Source organism: Paenibacillus sp. RC334 (assembly GCF_030034735.1).
Lineage (GTDB): Bacteria > Bacillota > Bacilli > Paenibacillales > Paenibacillaceae > Paenibacillus > Paenibacillus terrae_A.
In genome coordinates this window covers 4,679,696-4,694,460 of sequence record NZ_CP125370.1, presented here as the reverse complement: position 1 = coordinate 4,694,460, position 14,765 = coordinate 4,679,696, and the positions used below count along the sequence as shown (strand labels likewise).

Here is a 14,765-nt window from a genome sequence, read left to right as displayed (position 1 = left end):
ACGCAATGGAGTTTCGGATCCAGTTTTCAGGGTGTAACCTTGAATAAATGATTATTATTCCCTGATAGCTCAGTTGGTAGAGCACTCGACTGTTAATCGAGTTGTCACAGGTTCGAGTCCTGTTCGGGGAGCCATATGGAGAGGTGTCCGAGTTGGCCGAAGGAGCACGATTGGAAATCGTGTAGGCGCCAAAAGCGTCTCGAGGGTTCGAATCCCTCTCTCTCCGCCAGATATTATTTATTGTGTGGCCCGTTGGTCAAGCGGTTAAGACACCTCCCTTTCACGGAGGTAACAGGGGTTCGATTCCCCTACGGGTCATTAACTATTTTATAAAAGAGCTTGAAATAAAAAGCTTGTAATGGTATAATATGTGAAGTGTTGCGTTGTGGAGGCTTAGCTCAGCTGGGAGAGCATCTGCCTTACAAGCAGAGGGTCGGGGGTTCGAGCCCCTCAGCCTCCACCACTTGGAAAATTGAATACTTATTATTGTCGCGGGGTGGAGCAGTTCGGTAGCTCGTCGGGCTCATAACCCGAAGGTCACAGGTTCAAATCCTGTCCCCGCAATTAATTTCCCTTAGGAAATACCCTTGGAACTGTGGTGTAGAGGCCTAACATGCCTGCCTGTCACGCAGGAGATCGCGGGTTCGAATCCCGTCAGTTCCGCCATTTTAGTAATACAATGTTTGTCGAAGAGGCTTAGAATAAGGCTCGGTAGCTCAGTCGGTAGAGCAGAGGACTGAAAATCCTCGTGTCGGCGGTTCGATTCCGTCCCGAGCCACTCTTAATTGAATAATTTATGTGCCGGTGTAGCTCAACTGGTAGAGCAACTGACTTGTAATCAGTAGGTTGGGGGTTCAAGTCCTCTCGCCGGCACCATTTTTGGAGGATTAGCGAAGTGGCCAAACGCATCAGACTGTAAATCTGCTCCCTTACGGGTTCGGTGGTTCGAATCCATCATCCTCCACCAGTTTTATAGGGGCATAGTTTAAAGGTAGAACAACGGTCTCCAAAACCGTTGGTGTGGGTTCAATTCCTGCTGCCCCTGCCAAATTTTTTTTGTCTTTGCGGCGATCGTGGCGAAGTGGTTAACGCACCGGACTGTGACTCCGGCATTCGTGGGTTCAAGCCCCATCGGTCGCCCTTTACCTTTAATGGGGATTAGCCAAGCGGTAAGGCAACGGACTTTGACTCCGTCATGCATAGGTTCAAATCCTATATCCCCAGCCATCTTAATGCGGACGTGGCTCAGCGGTAGAGCATCGCCTTGCCAAGGCGAGGGTCGCGGGTTCGATTCCCGTCGTCCGCTTTGTAATACTCTGGCGCCATAGCCAAGTGGTAAGGCAAAGCTCTGCAAAAGCTTTATTCCCCAGTTCAAATCTGGGTGGCGCCTCCATAATTGAATATGCCGGCGTGGCGGAATGGCAGACGCGCTCGACTCAAAATCGAGTGGGAAACCGTGGAGGTTCGAGTCCTCTCGCCGGTACCAATCAAAACTCGTGATAGTTCATTAGATTTTTCTAATGAGCTTTTTTTATATTTTTATGACCTCATTCATTTTATTGGCTGTGGTTGAATAATCGCTATGGCCCAGCCATTCCTGAACTTCCTTCATGCCCACACTGCTGGCTAACAATAGACTGGCGTAGCTATGCCGAAGATCGTGGAATCGAATACGTCTGAAGCTGTGCTTCTCCAGAAAATACGGGAATTGCTGTGTCAGGTAACCCGGCTTGATGCGTTCTCCTAATGCGTCCACATAAATATATTCCAGGTAATCGGTGCAGTAAGCGTTGCCGTAAGATAAGCGATTGGCTTCTTGTTGCTCCTTCATGCGAACCAGAAGCTCATAAAAGGTATCTACCAGCGGTAGGGTTCGACGACTGGCTTTGTTCTTTGTTCGATCCTTCTCGATTTCAATGTACTTCCCATTGAGGTTGCCAGATGTAACCGTATGTTTGATTGTAATGTGCGATTGGTTAAATCAACGGCTGACCATTTAAGTCCAACGATTTCGCTTCTCCTTAGTCCGTAAAAAGCCGCAAGTATCACAGCTAGCTCAATTTTTTTGCCCCTTATAACCGAAAAGAGCAGAACAGCCTCTGTTGCTTTTACAGCATTTTTTTCGGTTTCTTCCGCGAGTGCCTGTTCTTCCATGTGATAATTCTTTCTGGCTTCCTGGAGCAAGATTTCGGCTTTGTTTTTGGATGTTTTATTACCTGCCAATAATAGCTATACTCTTAGTAGATAGAAGCTAGTAAATCTTAGAAGGAGAAGGCCGCTCGTATTCTGTTTAATATTGATGGCGCCATAGCCAAGAGGTAAGGGATAGCTTTGCAAAAGCTCGATCCCTAGTTCGAATTGTGCTTTGCCCGTCTATATCAAATAAGAAGAGGTAGCCTTTAATGGATATGATAATTCTGGTCGTGGCATGTATTGACAAAGCCGTACCCTGTGGTTAAAAAGGGGCAGAAATGCAACATATCTATGCGGATAAATGGGGACTCTCGGTGCTATGTCAAAAAAGACGCAATGTTAGGAGTAGCGGTCCCTAAGCAAACCGTCTGGTTCTAATCTTGTCCTCTTAGTCACGGCGACAAAATACTCTTGGTTCATAGATGATTGACACCTACTTGCTATTATTCGTTCATTCGCTATCTTTTCAGCCGATGATCTAAGTTTCGAGCAAATTTCGATAAACCTTATCATTTACATGCGGGTTAAACAATCCAAGGACCACACTGAGAGACTCTTACATTGCTCTACTGCCCGATAAAATCTTGCCACCTCATAGGGCATGGCAGATCCGCAGAGAAGGTGAATATCCGCCCCTGCGAAGTTTTCCTGAATGCGCTATTTTCCAAAAACTCTGCAATCCATAACAATTATGTTGTAGTCCAGATTCAATTCCTCCGTCATATAAAGTTCATTTCCTTCCAGAACATACACGTTTCCCATCTTCTCTGGCTTAAACAAGTGAATGAAATGGGCCAGATGATTGTTAGGGTTTTCTTCTGTTATTAGGGGCAGAGAGGTAGGCTTAAACCGCTGCATTCCTTCCTCAGAAAAACTTTCCCGTACACGAGCTGAGAAAGAGACGGCATTTGATTCTCTTTTTTGATAATAAACCTTAAATAAACCGGGCTGTAAATGGCTTATACAGCTTTGCAGGCATTATGAAACTGCTTTGAGTCCAACAACACCAACAACAATGATAATGATGCTTATAATGCGCCCAATGCTTTTTGATTCATTGAAAAAAAACATGTTTACTAGAACGGCAGCTAAAGTTCCTATTCCAATCCAAACAGCATAGGCAATGCTGAGTTGAAGATAGTTAAAGGAAGCGTATAGAAAAGCAAGAGCACCTCCAAATCCACCAAAGAACATCAGTATGTTCAAAATGGATTTCCTTTGGCTGAATTTTTTTAAACCGATGACTCCAATAAGTTCCAATAGAGCAGCAATAAATACGAATAGCCAACCCATATCAACGAGCTCCTTTTGCTGATCTAGATTCTGGCTTATTATCGAATAGTTTCAATGCAATAACTCCAATGACCAGGATCCCCATAAACAGACCTTTTGCAACACTGAATTCCGCTTCAAAAATAATAATGTCCATTAGAGCCGTACCTACCGTACCTGCTGCTGCAAAAATGGCATAAACGGTACCTGTCGGCAATGACTCACATGCTTTTGAAAGAAACTGTTGATAATAATAGTAATGATGATAATCCAGTGCCACCAAGTGTTGGCAACATTAAATCCAAAAACCCAAAATAATTCGAATAGAGAAGTTAAAATGACAAAAATCCAACCCTTATTCATAGACCATTTTTCCTTTCCGAAATTCACAAAAGTCACCAGACTATTAATGAATGAACATCAGTCATATTATTTCAAAAAAATAAATGCAGATTTTCCAGTACTCTTTTTCATGTTCTCCATAATGATCTTTTTATGAAATTAAATACCCGAGTCTTAAATACGTTCAGGGGTTCTTCTTGTTCAAGGCCAATGTAAAATCGTTCGGCAGCATTTTCAATCAGATTTATGATAAGTTTGGCAGTCCATTTTGCATGAAGGTCACTGATGATCTCATTATTGTTAATGGCTTTCAATAATATGTCCTCAAGCCAAGTATAATAAGGAGAATAGATTGCTTCCCATTTTTCCAGGGAATGATCGATAGCAAGACCTGAGTAACAAAGGACAAGGATTTCTTTGTATGAATCGGTTATGTTGAAGGTTTCGTTTATTACAATATCCAGCACCTCCCAAAAGCTTTCTTTATCTTGTGCTTTTTCTTTGATTTTACTAAAAGTAATGGTCAGAAGATTATCTGCAATCGCTGGGATTAACGCTTTTTTGGATGAGAAATATAAATAAAACGTTCCTTGTGCAACGCCTGCTTTTTTTACGATATCTGAAATGGCCGTCTTATCATATCCTTTTTCCGTAATGACCTCAATAGCCGCGTTTAAAATGAGATTGTATTTCCCATCAGAGAAATTTGCCAATATTCATTACCCTCCTACTTGAATGTGAATGATTATCATTCATTATACGAGAATGTGGTAATACTGTCGAAAAATTATTCCCAGCAGGTGATTAATTGATTGATAAAATGATCGAAGCTATGAACGGAAGATAACAGATTCACATGTTTATCGTCCGTCAATATAGTGGCGAGTGCATCGAATACGTCGCGGAATATTTTTCGATCCTCCCCGCTGACGGTGATTAATAATACAATTTTCACGTTAAAATTATCCCATTTGATGCCATTCGGATTCAAATAAATGAACATGCCCGTTTTGCGGGATTCCATTTTGATCGCATGAGGAATAGCAACTTGTCCGAACGCGGTAGAGGACATCGCTTCCCGTTCCATAATTTTGGCGAAAAAATCTTCGTCCGTATAACCATCCCGGTTCATGATGTGACAGATAAAACGTAAAACGTCTTCTTTCTCGCATCTTTCCGTGGAGTTGCAGAAATGTCTTTCGTCCAAAAAAGATTTTAAATAAAGCTTAAATTGATTTTTCTTTTTTTGCTCTTTTAATTCAAATAGTTTGTTCGATACTTTTTTTAGGTCGCTTTCAACAAAAAACGGAGTTATCACAACATAAGGGACTTCAGGAATTTTGTGTAATTGGACGGAAGAAATAATAAAATCGCTTGTTGCGTATTTCAAATCGCTCTCATCGGTTACAATCGAATGAATCGAAATATCGTCGCTAAAATACTGCTGTAATTTATTGATCATTTGCACATTCATACTGTAGTAAAGTGGAAACAGTACCGTGCATGAGATTTTTACGTTCGTTTGCCGCTGCAAATCAATGGCATACCCCAGGTGAAAAGCTAGATAAGCAATTTCATCATCGCTAATTCTATAGCCGGTTTTTTCTTTAATCACATGCGAAGCATGAACGGCGCAATCATAAATGAGTGGGCATTCTCTTTTGATCGTATTCGTTAATGGATTTTTCGTCGAATAATGATTTTTTAATCTCATTAAAAGATTTTTAATATGCAGCGTAAAACGCATAATAAAATCTGCATCAATAATGTTGATGTAGTAATATTTATCCAAGTCGGTTGCGATTTCACTGACCAAATCAATACAATCTGTTCCGGCAATACGTTCCAGGTCACTAATTTCGGTTTGGGTAAAGTTAACGTTTGTTCCATTGCATGAAATTAAGATCGCTAAATCAGCGATTTCGTCTTCTGAATATTGTACTTGAAAATAAGACTCCAATTTTAAGGCAATTTCTTTGGCGATTAAATAAGTAGTGTTGTTGGTAGTATAATTCACAGTCTTATTTAAAAACTGAAAATCATGTTTCATTCTGTCCAGAGCAATGGTAATATGGATGACCACATTGGTTAAATAAAAATCATTGGTAAAAAAGTGATGGGAAGAAAAGGTTTCAATGACAGCTTCCCGAATATAATCCACATTTAAATCCCGATAAAATCTTTTGATTTTATCGATATCAATAAAACTTCCGTTGGCCTCCTCGTACAAAATACTACTCATTAATTTGCGCTTGTCCTTTTCTTTGCCTCGTAAACCTAGATGCTCCTTAACCAAACTCAATTCCAAGTTGTTTTTAGTAAGCTTTTCTTTAATAAGCTTTAAATCCAGTCTCAGTGTTGACTCACTGATAAACAGAGCGTCGCTTAAATCGTAAATATAAATGGGCTCATTGGTTTGCACCAGTTTTTTCAGAATATACGCCATTCTTTCGGATTGGGTTTGCGGGATTGCTTTTTGTTCACTGGTTAGAAACCTATTTACTTGATCGGTATTGACCTTATAACCTTTATTCGAAGATAGGATTAACCCGTGGTGAATTGCATTAATCTCACTTATATAAGATTTGATGGTCCGTTTGGACACATCATATTTGTCCGCCAAACTTTGCGATGAAATCCATTCATTGTTATATGAGATTAAATATTGAATCAAATCAATATACTGCGTTTTCATGGTATGATCCCTCGCTTTAAAATGTTGCACCCTAGGGGTGCATTTTTTTATTTGAGCCCGTTTTGGGGTTTGTATTATAGTTTGGTTGTAACAAAGATAGCGCTGTCAAATCATTATAAATAAAAGCAAGGAGGATTACCATGGGAAATACAAAAGAAATGTTAAACGTGTTGTTAGTTTGCGGATCCGGAGCAAGCTCCGGCTTTATGGCTGCCAATATTCGCAAAGCCGCTAAAAAAAGAAACTTGAACATGGACATCAAAGCCAGAGGGGAAGCGGAAATCGAAAATTACATTCATGATATTGATGCTTTATTAGTCGGTCCACATTTAGCATATATTATGGATGATATCAACGAGCTTACCAAAGATACAGATGTCAAAGTGCTCTTAATGAAGCCTTCTTATTATTCCACTTTGGATGGGGAAGCGGCTTTGGATGATATGCTGAATGAGTTGAACAGCTAAAAAGGGGATAAGGAAAATGAACAAATTAATGGAATGGCTGAAAAACGACTTCTCTCCGAAGATGAATAAAGTCAATAACAATGTATGGATCGTCACGCTCAAGGATTCCGTCATGCAACTATTGCCTTTCATTCTTCTGGGATCGGTATTTTGCCTGCTCACCATCCCCGGCGATGTCTATCAAATCAAAAACTACCCTAATTTTTGGGTTCCGTTCGGATGGACGATGGGCATGCTTTCGCTCTTGGTTTCTTTCCTGATTCCGTTCAATTTGATGGAGAAAAAGAAGTTAAGAAAGCAGCGGTTTATCGCCGGTTGCACCAGTTTGATTGTTTTCTTGATCATCATTACTCCCCAGGTCGTCAAAGACGGTGCGGTTGGCTTTTCCCATAGTTCTTTGGGAACCGGAGGTATGTTCGTTGCCATCATCGCCGCTCTTTTCACCGGATATATCATGAGTCTTTTCGGAAAATTCTCTTTTTTCAAGGAAGATTCCGTCATCCCGGACTTTGTCAGAGCCTGGTTTGATTCCATGCTTCCCATCGGTATCACTTTGGTTATGGCTTGGGTGTTGGTCGATATCGTTCATGTTGATATATACAACATCATTTTAAATATTTTTATGCCGTTGGCCAACGTGGTAGAGACGCCTTGGGGATTCATCCTGATTATATTTTTATACTGTTTCTTATATTCCATGGGGATCTCCAGTTGGGTGTTAACCCCTGTCACCAAACCGATTTTTCTGGCGGCCATTACCTCAAACGCGACCATGGGGGCGCATAATCTCGTAACGGCCGAAACGATTTTTTCGGCATACTTGTTTGTAGGCGGCGTAGGCTGTACGTTACCCCTGGTTATTATGCATGTCTTCTCTAAAAGCACCAAGCTAAAAGCGCTGGGACGCGCAAGTTTAGTCCCTTCCATCTTTAATATCAACGAGCCTTTGGTATTCGGTTCGATCGTATGGAACCCCATATTGATGCTGCCGATGTGGATCACGGGGATCATCTTGCCGGCGATCGTTTGGATCGGGACCAAAGTCATTCCTTTCGGCTCCATCCCGAAAGTGATCTTCGATCTGTGGTATGCTCCTTTTCCAATCTCCACGTGGATTACGACAGGAACGATCACAGGCATTATTTTGATGCTAATCTGCGTCGGGGTAGCTACGCTGATTTGGTACCCATTTTTCAAAACCTACGAAAAACAAGAACTTGAAAAAGAATTGCCGCAAACCAATTAATCTGTTAAGGAGATTTTATTATGACTTCGGAACAAGTAGCTCAAGAGGCGATGCAAATCATTTTGCACGCAGGGGAAGCAAGAAAGCATTGTACGGATGCCTTAAAGGATATTGAAAAAAGCGACTTTGACGGCGCTAAGGAAAAGATGAAATTAGCCAACGCGGAAATTGTGATCGCTCATCGCGTGCAAACGAATTGCATCCAAAAAGAAACAGAAGGAGCAAATGGAGAGTACTCGGTTTTATTTGCCCATGCGCAAGACACGCTCATGACGGTCTATAGTGAAATTAATATTGCCAAGCGGTTAATCGATATTTTTGAGAGTTTTAATCAGAGGCTGACCCAATTAGAAATGACCAATAAATAAAGGGAGGAAGTAATAAAAATGAAAAATATTCCATCAGGATTTCCAGCCGATTTTTTATGGGGAGGAGCTATCGCTGCTAATCAGGCAGAAGGCGCTTACAATGTGAACGGAAAAGGGTTAAGCGTAGCGGATATTAATGAATATACGGATGAAATTCCTTTAGATAAAAAGTACAATACAGAACTGACTATGGACTATATTAAGGAAGCTATGCAAAATGAAGAGCGAATTTTTCCAAAACGTTGGGGAATCGATTTCTATCATTCTTATAAAGAAGACTTGAAATTGTTGAGCGAACTTGGACTCAAAACCTTTCGCACCTCGATCAATTGGACAAGAATTTTTCCGAACGGTGACGAAGAGCAGCCGAATGAAGAAGGTTTGAAATTTTATGATAACCTGATCGACGAAATTATAGCGAACGGGATGGAGCCAATGATCACCCTGTCCCATTACGAAATGCCGCTGCATTTGACCTTGGCTTATAAAGGTTGGTACTCCAGAGAAATGATCGAGTTTTTTGTCCGCTTTAGCAAAGTGATTCTTGATCGGTACCATAAAAAGGTGAAATATTGGATTGTTATTAATCAAATCAATTTGATTGTTCATGAATCCTTTAACCATCTGGGCATTGCGGAAGATGTAGTAGATGATTTAGCTTCCGCCAAATATCAAGGTGTGCATAATGAAATGGTAGCTTGCGGTTTGGTCACGAAGTATGCCAAAAACCTGGATTCCAACTTGCAAATCGGGATGATGCTCTGCGGGGGACCGTCCTATCCGGCTACCAGCAAACCGGAAGATGTATTCGCCACCGTGCGCAATAATCAAATGGAGTACTTTTTCTCCGATGTGTTAATGCGCGGATATTATCCTGGCTATGCTTTCCGTTATTTCCACGACAACAATATTACCGTTGAATTCGCGGAAGGCGACGAAGAAGCATTGAGAAATACGGCTGACTTTATGTCATTTTCCTACTACTATACTCGCATTTTTGATGAAGAAAGTTTGAAAAACAAGACAGGACCTTACCGCAATTTTGAACTTCCGGCCAATTCATGGGGATGGACGATTGATCCGATTGGTCTTCGCACCTTGCTTAACCTGTTTTATGACCGGTATCAATGTCCTATTTATATCACGGAAAATGGGGTTGGCTACCATGACAAATTAGAAGAGAATAATTCGATCCATGATCCTTATCGGGTTGACTATTATCGGACTCATATCGAGCAAATGAAAGAAGCCATTAAGGATGGGGTGGATCTAAGAGGCTATTATGCTTGGGGACCGATTGATATCGTTAGTTGTTCATCCTCGGAAATGAGCAAACGCTACGGATTTATTTACGTGGATCAGGATGATTACGGCAAGGGCAGTAAAAAGCGCTTCCGGAAAGACAGCTTTTACTGGATGCAAAAAGTGATCGCTTCTAATGGAGAAAATCTGGATTGAGGTTGTGTAAATACCCGTCTTTTGCGAAATTTAGCGGTCGATTGGTTATTGTGGCCGTTGCCACCTTGTTAAGCGCTATAGCCGTCAATTTATTTATCGAGTGCAATATAGGATCCGATACATTAACGGTTTTATTGGATGGATTGCATAAAAGTCTCGGAGTTAGTGTCGGTCTTGCAAGCTTTTGCGTAAGTATTGTTTTTCTGGCTGCGGGTCTTTTGTTAAATCATAAATCAATTGGTTTTTCTTCCATTATGTATTCCTTTTTGATAGGACCCTTGATTAATTGGATTCATCCGTTTATTGCCAATATGGAGCTGTCTAATTTATCGTTATTCATAAAAATCGTCATTGTCATCCTGGCTAACTTTTGTTTCTCCATCACTTATGTGTTGTTGATGAATTTTGGCAACGGCATGTATGCCTTAGACGCTATATTGCGATATACGGAGTCAAAATTCGGATTAAGGTATGATATCGGCAGAATCGGCGTAGATGCCGTCTTTTTAAGCGCCGGATTCTTTTTCGGGGGGATCGTGGGTATCGGAACGGTTATAGCGTTTGCTTTAACCGGACCGGGAACCATGCTGCTAGAAAAAATGCTATTGAAATTAGGAAGATTGTATAAGGTGAATTGAAAAAAAGCGCAAGTTACGCCAAAGATTCAACTTATATAGAAAGAGGAGACTATGACGGAAAAAACATTTACAGTTATTGATGAGGTTGGTATACACACGCGGCCGGCTTCAATCCTGGTTCAAGCCGCAAGCAAATATAATGCAGAGCTAAATATCGAATATAATGGCAGATGTGTCAACTTGAAATCGATTGTGGGTGTTATGTCTCTGGGTATTCCTCAAGGAGCACAATTTCGAATTGTTGCTGTTGGTTCCGATGCGGATAAGGCGATCCATGGGATTGAAGAAATATTGAAAAACGAGGGGCTTGGTGAGTAATGGGGAATCGCTTAAAGGGAATCGGCGCGTCAGCCGGTATAGCGATCGCCAAAGCCTATCGTCTGGAGGAACTGGAGCTTCAAATTTTAAAGAACAATGTCATTGACAAGGAAGCTGAAAAACAGCGATTGGAGCAAGCCATCAGCCGGTCAAAAGCAGAGCTTGAAAAAATTACGGAATACGTAAACTGTGAGCTTGGCGCCGATAAAGCAGAAATTCTTGCTGCTCAGTTATTGGTGTTAAATGACCCGGAACTATTAAATCCGGTTTTCGAAAACATAAGTATGGAAGGCGTAAATGCGGAATATGCCTTAAAAGAATCAGCCCACAGGTTTATTTCCATGCTTGAATCGATGGAAAACGAATATATGCAGGAACGCGCCAAAGACATCCGCGATGTAATGAAACGGGTGACTGCGCATTTGTTAGAGGTGCAAATTCCCGATCCAAGCCTGATTTCCGAGGAAGTCGTCATCATCGCTGAGGATTTGACACCATCAGATACCGCACAGCTAAATCGCCGATATGTGAAAGGGTTTACGACGGATATCGGTGGCCGTACTTCCCATTCGGCGATCATGGCCCGCTCCATGGAAATCCCGGCTGTAGTCGGAACAAAACAAGCTATTTCAAGGATTGAAAACGGCGTAGTGGTTATTGTTGATGGTTTGGAAGGTGAAGTCATCATTGACCCATCATCAGAAGTCATTGCTCAATATGAAGCGAAAAAAGTAAAATACGAAGCGCAAAAAGCACAGTGGGCGAATTTAGTTCATGAGCCGACGGTAACTAAAGATGGCGTGCATGTCGAACTGGCCGCAAACATTGGTACACCGGCTGATGTTAAAAGTGTGTTGGAAAATGGAGGAGAAGCGGTTGGGCTTTACCGTACAGAGTTTCTCTACATGGGAAAAGACAGGCTTCCGACAGAGGATGAGCAGTTTGTCGCTTATAAAACCGTTTTGGAAAAAATGCAAGGGAAGCCGGTGGTTGTCCGTACGTTGGACATCGGTGGCGATAAAGAACTGCCTTACTTGAAACTACCCAAAGAAATGAACCCGTTTTTAGGCTTTAGGGCGATTCGTTTATGCTTGGAAGAACAGGACATTTTCCGCACGCAATTACGCGCTTTGTTACGTGCGAGTGTCTATGGAAACTTGAAAATCATGTTCCCGATGATTGCAACATTATCTGAATTTAGGGAAGCAAAAACTATTCTTATGGAAGAACAAGAAAAGCTTGCGGAAAGAGGAGTAAAAGTAGCAGAGCAAATTGAAATCGGCATGATGGTGGAAATACCGTCTACGGCCGTTATGGCTGATCTATTTGCCAAAGAGGTTGACTTCTTTAGCATCGGAACCAATGATTTGATCCAATATACTATGGCTGTCGATCGTATGAATGAACGCGTATCCTACTTGTATCAACCCTTCAACCCGGCGGTTTTACGGCTGATTTCAATGGTTATTGACGCAGCGCACAAAGAAGGAAAGTGGGTTGGGATGTGTGGAGAAATGGCTGGCGATCCACTGGCCGTTCCTATATTGCTTGGCTTGGGACTCGATGAGTTCTCCATGAGCGCAACCTCGATCCTTCCGGTACGTACGCAACTCAGAGATCTGACCGGAGAACAGGCAAAAAGCATAAAAGAGGCCGTTCTTTCCCTGAAAACCTCGGAAGAGGTCGTCGAGTATGTAAAGAAGACATTTTATATCGAATACTCCTTATGAAGACGGGGCTGTCTCAAAAGTCATAAATGAATGAGGGACGGCCCACTTCAAAAAAAATGTAACACAAAAAGAAGCCAGTCCTTGGTAAAATGGAAGTGTCGAGCAACCTTTTACAAAGGACTCGCTTTTTTTGTACACGGAATATACCATGGAGCAACTGTTTTTGCCAATGGATTGGAAGAAGCTTTATTATGCATATGGCAGAAAGTCGGGAAAAAGATAAATCTACATCTTCAAGTGACGTTGCCTTAAGGCTAATACAATCTGCGAAACAAGGAAGTACACCAGCCTAAAGTCAGTGTCTTTTTTTTGGCCGGAGTCTAGTTGATGAACAAAGCACTATAAAAAACCATTTCTTTACCGAGCGTTCTAGATATGTTATACTGATGATGCAAGCTAGGGAAATGCAACGGCAAGAAGTGAAGAATTTAAAGAGCACACAGTTGCCCCCTACATGTAATGGCTACCTCGATTCTTTTTAGAATGATCATTCTTTAATTTTGCAGGAGTATTAAACAAGGAGGAACCTTTATTCAATTTAATATCTAGTTAATCGGTTTGTAAAAGAAAATTAATGAGGTTGCCGTACTGAAAAAATTTTTCGTTTAAATATTAACGAGCAGAGGGGAATGGGTGAAGATGGAATATCGTGTATTAGGCAGTACAGGTCTTAAAGTAAGCAGTTTTGTATTAGGTACAGGTACATTTGGTTTTTGGGGAAACAACACGAAGAAAGAGTGTGAACCCATTCTGGATGAAGCTCTGGCTGCAGGAGTCAACCTGATCGATACAGCCGATGTCTATTCAAGTGGTCAAGCAGAAGAAATTTTAGGTGAACTGTTAAAAGGACGCAGGGAGGATATCCTTTTGGCCACTAAAGGTGGTTTTCCCATGGGCAGTGGACCCAATCAATCTGGTAGCTCGAAATATTGGATCAAACGAGCAGTAGAGGATAGTTTACGAAGACTTCAAACCGATTATATCGATTTGTATCAACTACACCTGCCTGATGTTAACACCGATATTGAAGAAACTCTTGATGCGCTTACGGATCTGGTTAGAGAAGGGAAGATTCGCTACATTGGCACATCGAACTTTCAAGCATGGCAAGTAACAGAAGCTCAATGGACTAGCGAACGTAAAAATGCAGCACGTTTTGTCTCTGAGCAATCCCCGTATTCCATTTTAAACCGAAGTATCGAATTCGATTTGCTTGCTGCCACAGCAAAATACGGAATGGGCGTTTTGGTTTGGAGTCCACTTTCGGGTGGTCTATTAACTGGTAAATACCGATTTGGGGAATCATACTCCTCCGATTCAAGAGCAGCCACCTTTGCGGGAAGCTTAAAATCTGTTGTCGACCCTAATCGGGAAGAAAACCGGACCAAGTTTGAAATCATAGCAAAGCTTCAAACACTTGCAGATGAAGCGGGGTTAACTTTACCGCATCTGGCCATGGCCTTTACACAATCTCATCCTTCCATAACTTCAGCCATCATTGGGGCTAGAACGATCGAGCAGCTCCGGGAAACTTTAAAGGGCAGTGACGTTCGATTGAGCAGTGATGTACTTGATGCGATAGATGCGATTGTTCCGCCAGGAGTGACCCTGGATGCGATGGAAAAAGGATGGACCCCCGATTGGTTACAAGCAGACAAGCGTAGAATCAATGGGTAAACACGTCATGGAACATTTGAAAGCAGCAAAAAGGGAATAATTTTATGGAAGAGAGCAAGTTTTAGGTTGAGGAAATGACCTTCAGTGTGAGATAAGCCAAAACACCTTCAAAAGATTACTTCCCAGACAAACTTTGGAGGTGTTTTGGCATTGGTAATAAGAATGGCAGGTGTAAGGTGTCTCAGGAGGGACATTCGAAACAGGTCACATGTAACAGATTGAATGTCGTGGTCGCTTGGATGAAAATCACTTTGAGAAAGCTTGAGAATACCCGGACATGGTGCACGAACCCCCTGGTATGCTGCTTAAGGAGAGCGTACGCTTTGAGAAGCCACCCCCCCCAAAAAAATAGGCTGCTAAT

The 14,765-nt window shown here is 41.7% G+C and carries 13 protein-coding genes, 15 tRNA genes and 1 pseudogene; 23 read left to right on the top strand and 6 right to left on the bottom strand.

Translation table 11 applies throughout. The annotated features are described in order from the left end of the window. Positions 1 to 58: 58 nt before the first annotated feature. The 15 genes from QMK20_RS21695 (at position 59) to QMK20_RS21625 (ending at position 1,486) form a co-directional block, all read left to right on the top strand. Positions 59 to 134, top strand: a tRNA-Asn gene (locus QMK20_RS21695). Between the two features lie 3 nt (positions 135 to 137). Further along, positions 138 to 229: transfer RNA gene (locus tag QMK20_RS21690), tRNA-Ser, on the top strand. Positions 230 to 246: 17 nt separating this feature from the next. Next, a tRNA-Glu gene (locus QMK20_RS21685) sits at positions 247 to 318 on the top strand. A gap of 69 nt (positions 319 to 387) precedes the next feature. Beyond that, positions 388 to 463, top strand: a tRNA-Val gene (locus QMK20_RS21680). Between the two features lie 27 nt (positions 464 to 490). Next, a tRNA-Met gene (locus QMK20_RS21675) sits at positions 491 to 564 on the top strand. Positions 565 to 589: 25 nt separating this feature from the next. Beyond that, a tRNA-Asp gene (locus QMK20_RS21670) sits at positions 590 to 666 on the top strand. 39 nt (positions 667 to 705) lie between these two features. Continuing rightward, positions 706 to 778: transfer RNA gene (locus QMK20_RS21665), tRNA-Phe, on the top strand. A 22-nt stretch (positions 779 to 800) separates the two neighbouring features. Continuing rightward, positions 801 to 876: transfer RNA gene (locus QMK20_RS21660), tRNA-Thr, on the top strand. Positions 877 to 881: 5 nt separating this feature from the next. Further along, positions 882 to 967, top strand: a tRNA-Tyr gene (locus QMK20_RS21655). 7 nt (positions 968 to 974) lie between these two features. Continuing rightward, a tRNA-Trp gene (locus QMK20_RS21650) sits at positions 975 to 1,048 on the top strand. Between the two features lie 19 nt (positions 1,049 to 1,067). Further along, a tRNA-His gene (locus QMK20_RS21645) sits at positions 1,068 to 1,140 on the top strand. A 12-nt stretch (positions 1,141 to 1,152) separates the two neighbouring features. Next, positions 1,153 to 1,227 (top strand) — tRNA-Gln (locus QMK20_RS21640). Positions 1,228 to 1,234: 7 nt separating this feature from the next. Further along, positions 1,235 to 1,306 (top strand) — tRNA-Gly (locus QMK20_RS21635). A gap of 12 nt (positions 1,307 to 1,318) precedes the next feature. Continuing rightward, positions 1,319 to 1,393: transfer RNA gene (locus QMK20_RS21630), tRNA-Cys, on the top strand. A gap of 11 nt (positions 1,394 to 1,404) precedes the next feature. After that, positions 1,405 to 1,486, top strand: a tRNA-Leu gene (locus tag QMK20_RS21625). Between the two features lie 45 nt (positions 1,487 to 1,531). On the opposite strand, the gene QMK20_RS21620 is transcribed toward QMK20_RS21625, so the two are convergent. The 6 genes and pseudogenes from QMK20_RS21620 to QMK20_RS21595 all read right to left on the bottom strand — a co-directional run bounded on the left by QMK20_RS21620 (position 1,532) and on the right by QMK20_RS21595 (position 6,502). Then, positions 1,532 to 1,912 carry a tyrosine-type recombinase/integrase gene (locus tag QMK20_RS21620; protein ID WP_283656327.1) on the bottom strand — a complete coding sequence of 127 codons (381 nt, stop codon included), beginning with the start codon at positions 1,910 to 1,912 and terminating at the stop codon, positions 1,532 to 1,534. Continuing rightward, positions 1,858 to 2,223 (bottom strand): site-specific integrase, encoded by a 366-nt coding sequence (locus QMK20_RS21615; protein ID WP_283653260.1) that lies wholly within the window; start codon positions 2,221 to 2,223, stop codon positions 1,858 to 1,860. The genes QMK20_RS21620 and QMK20_RS21615 overlap by 55 nt, the downstream gene beginning before the upstream one ends. A 948-nt stretch (positions 2,224 to 3,171) precedes the next feature. Continuing rightward, complete coding sequence (locus QMK20_RS21610) at positions 3,172 to 3,486, bottom strand: DMT family transporter (RefSeq protein WP_283653259.1); 315 nt, start codon at positions 3,484 to 3,486, stop codon at positions 3,172 to 3,174. 1 nt (position 3,487) lies between these two features. Next, positions 3,488 to 3,828 (bottom strand): annotated as a pseudogene (locus QMK20_RS21605) (DMT family transporter). Between the two features lie 107 nt (positions 3,829 to 3,935). After that, complete coding sequence (locus QMK20_RS21600; RefSeq protein ID WP_283653258.1) at positions 3,936 to 4,520, bottom strand: TetR/AcrR family transcriptional regulator; 585 nt, start codon at positions 4,518 to 4,520, stop codon at positions 3,936 to 3,938. 74 nt (positions 4,521 to 4,594) lie between these two features. Then, a complete protein-coding gene (locus QMK20_RS21595) occupies positions 4,595 to 6,502 on the bottom strand; it encodes a BglG family transcription antiterminator (RefSeq protein WP_283653257.1) in 1,908 nt (635 codons plus the stop codon). A 158-nt stretch (positions 6,503 to 6,660) separates the two neighbouring features. Between QMK20_RS21595 and QMK20_RS21590 the strand changes: the two genes are divergently transcribed. The 8 genes from QMK20_RS21590 to QMK20_RS21555 all read left to right on the top strand — a co-directional run bounded on the left by QMK20_RS21590 (position 6,661) and on the right by QMK20_RS21555 (position 14,404). Next, a complete protein-coding gene (locus QMK20_RS21590) occupies positions 6,661 to 6,969 on the top strand; it encodes a PTS sugar transporter subunit IIB (RefSeq protein WP_283656326.1) in 309 nt (102 codons plus the stop codon). A 16-nt stretch (positions 6,970 to 6,985) separates the two neighbouring features. Beyond that, positions 6,986 to 8,215, top strand: coding sequence for a PTS sugar transporter subunit IIC (locus tag QMK20_RS21585; protein ID WP_283653256.1), 1,230 nt, complete (start codon positions 6,986 to 6,988; stop codon positions 8,213 to 8,215). Positions 8,216 to 8,235: 20 nt separating this feature from the next. Beyond that, the gene (locus QMK20_RS21580; RefSeq protein ID WP_283653255.1) at positions 8,236 to 8,583 is read left to right on the top strand and encodes a PTS lactose/cellobiose transporter subunit IIA; all 348 of its coding nucleotides are present in this window, start codon (positions 8,236 to 8,238) and stop codon (positions 8,581 to 8,583) included. A gap of 18 nt (positions 8,584 to 8,601) precedes the next feature. Further along, a complete protein-coding gene (locus tag QMK20_RS21575; protein WP_283653254.1) occupies positions 8,602 to 10,041 on the top strand; it encodes a glycoside hydrolase family 1 protein in 1,440 nt (479 codons plus the stop codon). 50 nt (positions 10,042 to 10,091) lie between these two features. After that, positions 10,092 to 10,679 carry a DUF6198 family protein gene (locus QMK20_RS21570; RefSeq protein ID WP_283653253.1) on the top strand — a complete coding sequence of 196 codons (588 nt, stop codon included), beginning with the start codon at positions 10,092 to 10,094 and terminating at the stop codon, positions 10,677 to 10,679. Between the two features lie 51 nt (positions 10,680 to 10,730). After that, positions 10,731 to 10,997, top strand: a complete 267-nt coding sequence (locus QMK20_RS21565) for a phosphocarrier protein HPr (RefSeq protein ID WP_283653252.1) — start codon at positions 10,731 to 10,733, stop codon at positions 10,995 to 10,997. After that, positions 10,997 to 12,727 carry a phosphoenolpyruvate--protein phosphotransferase gene (ptsP, locus tag QMK20_RS21560; protein WP_283653251.1) on the top strand — a complete coding sequence of 577 codons (1,731 nt, stop codon included), beginning with the start codon at positions 10,997 to 10,999 and terminating at the stop codon, positions 12,725 to 12,727. Before QMK20_RS21565 ends, ptsP begins: the two co-directional genes overlap by 1 nt. Positions 12,728 to 13,366: 639 nt before the next feature. Further along, the gene (locus QMK20_RS21555) at positions 13,367 to 14,404 is read left to right on the top strand and encodes an aldo/keto reductase (RefSeq protein ID WP_283653250.1); all 1,038 of its coding nucleotides are present in this window, start codon (positions 13,367 to 13,369) and stop codon (positions 14,402 to 14,404) included. Positions 14,405 to 14,765 lie beyond the last annotated feature (361 nt).

Bases quoted from the DNA above. Each gene is read 5' to 3' on its own strand.
- QMK20_RS21595 (WP_283653257.1), bottom strand. From the start codon at position 6,502: ATGAAAACGCAGTATATTGATTTGATTCAATATTTAATCTCATATAAC.
- QMK20_RS21590 (WP_283656326.1), top strand. From the start codon at position 6,661: ATGTTAAACGTGTTGTTAGTTTGCGGATCCGGAGCAAGCTCCGGCTTT.
- QMK20_RS21585 (WP_283653256.1), top strand. From the start codon at position 6,986: ATGAACAAATTAATGGAATGGCTGAAAAACGACTTCTCTCCGAAGATG.
- QMK20_RS21555 (WP_283653250.1), top strand. From the start codon at position 13,367: ATGGAATATCGTGTATTAGGCAGTACAGGTCTTAAAGTAAGCAGTTTT.
- QMK20_RS21575 (WP_283653254.1), top strand. From the start codon at position 8,602: ATGAAAAATATTCCATCAGGATTTCCAGCCGATTTTTTATGGGGAGGA.
- QMK20_RS21580 (WP_283653255.1), top strand. From the start codon at position 8,236: ATGACTTCGGAACAAGTAGCTCAAGAGGCGATGCAAATCATTTTGCAC.
- QMK20_RS21565 (WP_283653252.1), top strand. From the start codon at position 10,731: ATGACGGAAAAAACATTTACAGTTATTGATGAGGTTGGTATACACACG.
- ptsP (WP_283653251.1), top strand. From the start codon at position 10,997: ATGGGGAATCGCTTAAAGGGAATCGGCGCGTCAGCCGGTATAGCGATC.
- QMK20_RS21610 (WP_283653259.1), bottom strand. From the start codon at position 3,486: ATGGGTTGGCTATTCGTATTTATTGCTGCTCTATTGGAACTTATTGGA.